At 44.7% G+C, this 4,516-nt stretch carries 6 protein-coding genes; all 6 read left to right on the top strand.

Annotated elements, in window-relative coordinates; translation table 11 throughout:
* Positions 1-67 precede the first annotated feature (67 nt).
* The 6 genes from F4Z13_03025 to F4Z13_03000 all read left to right on the top strand — a co-directional run bounded on the left by F4Z13_03025 (position 68) and on the right by F4Z13_03000 (position 4,429).
* Entirely contained in the window at positions 68-277 is a 210-nt protein-coding gene (locus F4Z13_03025) for a hypothetical protein (protein MXZ48215.1), read from the top strand.
* 360 nt (positions 278-637) lie between these two features.
* On the top strand, positions 638-1,177 hold the full coding sequence (locus F4Z13_03020) for a hypothetical protein (GenBank protein ID MXZ48214.1): 540 nt from the start codon (positions 638-640) through the stop codon (positions 1,175-1,177).
* Complete coding sequence (locus F4Z13_03015) at positions 1,174-2,013, top strand: ThiF family adenylyltransferase (GenBank protein MXZ48213.1); 840 nt, start codon at positions 1,174-1,176, stop codon at positions 2,011-2,013. Before F4Z13_03020 ends, F4Z13_03015 begins: the two co-directional genes overlap by 4 nt.
* Complete coding sequence (locus F4Z13_03010; protein ID MXZ48212.1) at positions 2,014-2,982, top strand: hypothetical protein; 969 nt, start codon at positions 2,014-2,016, stop codon at positions 2,980-2,982.
* A complete protein-coding gene (locus F4Z13_03005) occupies positions 2,979-3,818 on the top strand; it encodes a hypothetical protein (protein MXZ48211.1) in 840 nt (279 codons plus the stop codon). The genes F4Z13_03010 and F4Z13_03005 overlap by 4 nt, the downstream gene beginning before the upstream one ends.
* Positions 3,819-3,823: 5 nt before the next feature.
* Positions 3,824-4,429 carry a hypothetical protein gene (locus F4Z13_03000; protein ID MXZ48210.1) on the top strand — a complete coding sequence of 202 codons (606 nt, stop codon included), beginning with the start codon at positions 3,824-3,826 and terminating at the stop codon, positions 4,427-4,429.
* Positions 4,430-4,516 lie beyond the last annotated feature (87 nt).

The raw sequence follows: 4,516 nt of genomic DNA, 5'->3' as shown, positions 1-4,516 counted from the left end.
CGCTATAGGGTTGTGATATAATTACTACAATTATAATAATTGCACACCTTAATTAGGAGGTAACACCATGAGAAGAAAACCAACTATCGATGAGCTCGAAGAGTTGTTGGAAAAGGAAGAAGATGTTCCAATCGAAATCCTTCCTAACGGAGAAATTCGGGCGTTGGGCAAAGGATCTGCCGAACTGCAAGATAAAAAACCCATTACCATGCGCGAAGACTTAGGAGGAGAATACACAACATTAATAAAGGAGAATATCGTAAATGGACTTGCGTAGAATAGGATGGGAGTTTACCGAAGCGAAACAAAAATTCGAATACATAGAGAGCTATTGTGATTCTCAAGGGAATCCTTATATACGTGTAGCACTACAGACAATAAAACGTGTTTACATTCTGGAAATCTTTTTTCCTAGCACTTATCCCAATAACATGCCGAAAGTCTATGTAAGGAAACCTGCGTTAAGCAGTAATACCCAACACATGTTTCGAGAAGGAAATATCTGTTACCAGCATCCTTCTACATGGAATCCTGGGAGACATGACTTATCTCATGTTATAGCCCGCGCGGCGAAATGGTTAAACAAGTATGAAATATGGCTGCAAACCGGCAGATGGCCGGGCAAGGAGATCAGACATTGAGTTCTGCCGGACCCATAGAATTTAAACCGTTATCCATGATGACTCTTCGCAGTTCACCGGGAGAAATAATCAACCGTGTTTCAAGGGATGGAGAGGCGTATATTATTGAACGTAGCGGACAGCAACTAGCTTGCTTAGTTCCAGTCTCAATCTTCTTGCCAGACATTGATCAGAAGAGAATAGAAAAAGACCGAGAAGAATTTGATAGTCTCGATATAACTTATATCAACGGTGTTACTAAGAACAAAGAAGTTTACTTCAAGGTCGAATACGAAGAATTTTCAATAAAAATAGTAGTGCCGAACGGGTATCCAAGCAACTGCCCGAGTGTATATGTTGACGGTATTGATGACAAAAGCCCTCACCGCTGGAAAGACGGCTCATTATGCATTTTCGGCGTAATGGAAGCTTGGAACCCTGGAAGAAAAAGTTTGCTCGATGCGCTAAGACTCGCCCAGAAATGGCTTGGTTTGTACAGAGGGTGGAAGAGTTCCGGCAAATGGGAATCTGATTATAGCGGGGATGAGTTGCTATGAAGGACAAGCTGTTCACTCGTATCGAAAAACTGTTTGATGTTGGGACACTTAGTGAAGCCAGTGTGCTAGTTGCCGGATGTGGTTCAGGCGGTGGCATGGTAGCGTTGCAACTAGCAATGTCCGGCATTACCGAATTTACACTTATTGATCATGATGTGCTTGAACCCGAGAACGTCATTCGGCACGTGTGCGGTCTTCGCTATGTCGGGCAAAAAAAAGTGGATGCCCTAAGCGATGTTCTGCTTGACCGGAACCCTGCCTTGAAAATCGAAAAACACAACAAGGACATATTCGAATTAACCGACTTCAACAAGCTGGTTGATGCAAGCACTGTAGTAATACTGGCCACCGACAACGAGGCTTCGCGGTACAGGGTTAATGATGCATGCGTAGAAACCAGAACCCCTTTTGTTGTAGGCAGGGTGTTCACGCGTGGCACCGGTGGGGAAGTATTTGCTTACAGACCTAGCAGAGGGGGCTGCCTAGCCTGTCTGGAGAGTGTATTGGAACGCACGGAGTACAGAGACGGTGTCAGGGAGATAGACCTTATATCCGAAGAAGAGCGTGAAAAGATGTACGGTATGAATATTACGGAAATCAAGGACTCACCTGGGCTGATTGTCGATATTTCTTTCATCACAGCCTTCCACACCCGCTTTGCCTTGGACAGTATCGCCGCCACTTTAAGTGCGCGGCCCAAGTATTTATCGGCGATGAAGGAAAACTATCTGGTTTGGGGAAACCGACCCGAGCATCCCTTCAAAAAACACTTTCAGTTGCAGCGCATTACTCTAACTCCTCAAGAACTGTGCAAGATCTGCGGGGAGGTAGAGTAAATGAAAAAGGACATTCCTATTGACGGTGTTGAAGTTCATTTTCCCGCGGAGGCTCTGATTAGGGTTTTTGACGAGTGCGACCGACATGACGTGGATGAAACCGGAGGTCGCCTCGTCGGGACTTACACGTTTGATTCCAATGAGCGCCTTATGATTCACGTGACGGGGATAATTGAACCGGGCCCGAAAACCCGCCGTAGCGCAACCAGTCTTTTTCAAGACGGAGAATTTCAGGCAGACGTTTTTCGTAAGATTGAAGCTGAGCACCCAGAGGTAGAACATCTGGGCAGCTGGCATACGCATCATGTTAACGGGTATCCGACGTTAAGCGGGGGAGACAGGAGAACCTACAAGCGCACCGTAAATCATAAAAAACATAATACGCGGTTTTTTTACGCTTTATTGGTCGTAAACAGGAACGATACCGCCAGTCCGTTGGAGCGGTACAACATCCGACATTTCATACTGTTCAGAGGCGACCCGGCTATTTACGAGATTCCGGCTGAAGCCATCAAAATCTTGGATGAACCACTGTGGTGGCCAAAAAATGCTGTCTCAGAAAAGCAGAAAGAGAAAACCGGAATCAACCTTGACGAACCGGCCGTTAAAGTCGCTGACCGCGGCATTGACCAGCAATTCCTAAAAGAGTTTTTCCCGAGACTCCGACCGTTTTTCTCTAATGAGTCTAAAACCGTTTACTGGAAGGGAACGGTTGAATTAATTGATGGTACTAGCGTGGCCTTGGTCATAGCTGAAGTAATCGCTGACCGTGATGCAAGCTATGCCGTGCATATCAAAAACGCGCGAGAGGATCTGGGTGAATCGATTGAAGAACTGAAGAAACAGAGGTTTAGCTCTGGCCGGGAGGCGGCCTTCACCATTCAACGCGTTCTGAACAAGCGGTTGTATGAAATGGCCTCAGTGGCGGACAAAGAAAGCAGCCGTATTCTAGATGAGAAAGTAAAATGAATGTACTGACAATATATGTGGGGCAGGGAGCGCTTGCAGCGGCACAGCATCTGGATGAAGCAGTAATCATTGATTCCTTCATGCCGGTTTCGGACGAGGAACTGACGTCCAAGATCCAGTCTCAGCTTAATACTTTTACGCAAGGAAGCAGGGTCGTCGGTTTCATGCTGACGGGATTTGATGATGACCATGCTCATCCGGACGGAGTAGATTTTATATTGTCATCATATCAGCCTGACTGGATTATGTATCCGAGATACTACCATGATACGGACAATGCAGCCTCAGTGTTCGATGTGATTAAAAAACATGAGTCTCGCCGCGAAAATACGAATCATCCTCTCAAAAGGCTCTCCGTGCGTCTTGATAAACTAGACCAGCGGGTTTTTCGCTATCTGGCAACATCTTTTGAATTCGAGTTGTTTTCACCCCATATCGAAGACATGGACAATTCCAACAACTGTAGCTTGGTGTTGAAGATAACGGGACTGGGAACAAGAGGATTTTCATATCTGGTAACAGGAGATACCGAAACGGAACGCTGGGACACAATAAATAGACTGTTCGGAGGGGCTTTAAAATCCGATATCATGGCTGCACCCCATCACGGTTCTAAAAGCGGGTGCAACCCTGAAACAGTTGTCTTAGTTTCACCTAACAGCGTGCTGATAAGCGCGGGTGTGGATAATCAGTATGGTCATCCTCACTCAGAAGCTATTGCCGTCTATCAGCGAGTTGCTCAGCATGTTTTCTCCACCAATTCAGATGGTGGACAATCTCTCCTTACACGAAGAAGAACGGGCGACTTTGAAACGATTGCCATGGCTCAAGAGTAGTGAAGATGGAAAATAGGGTTTTCTCAAGATTCAACATTTATGACCAGTTCGGTTATCTGCTTGTCGGTGGCATTGCTTTGATGTGCGTGGCTTTTGACCTACTCTTGCTGGAGAAACTTGATTCCACGCTGGCGACTTCAGTTTTTTCCTCTAAAAACTTTTTAGTTTTATTCCCTCTCGCGTATTTTGTGGGTCACCTAGTGCAGGCCATGGCGAATATTGTCATTAAGGAAAACAAAGCCAGTTTTTCCGATTCCGAGAAGAAAACGCTAGAAGAAGCGAAAAAGTATTTCGAGGCGGGAAGCCGGTCTTTGCAGGAGATTTACCAGTTGTGCTATATGCTTTCATTTGCTAAAGACATAACGGGACAAGTTCAAACCTTCAACGCTTATTATGGTCTGTACAGGGGTTGGAAAATAGTTTTTGGTCTGAACTCACTTTTCATGCTGTATCTCGTTGCTCGAGACTGGTTTTCACTTTTGAACATTTCGATTCTCGCAATTTCAATAATTATGACTTGGTTAATACATAAAAGGTCAAAAAGATTTTATTCCTACTCAAGGCGGAAAACACTGGAAACTTTTACGATTTTGAGCAAGGGCAAATTATAGGGGGGGGAAATCATTTGTGAATAAATAAAAAGACTTATTTTAAAATTAAAAAATGTTTTAGGTTTTTTTTAAAAATACAAAACAATT

Source organism: Candidatus Dadabacteria bacterium, assembly GCA_009837205.1.
GTDB lineage: Bacteria > Desulfobacterota_D > UBA1144 > Nemesobacterales > Nemesobacteraceae > Nemesobacter.
Note: the sequence above shows the minus strand (reverse complement) of the source record. Positions and strands in the feature narration are given on the sequence as shown.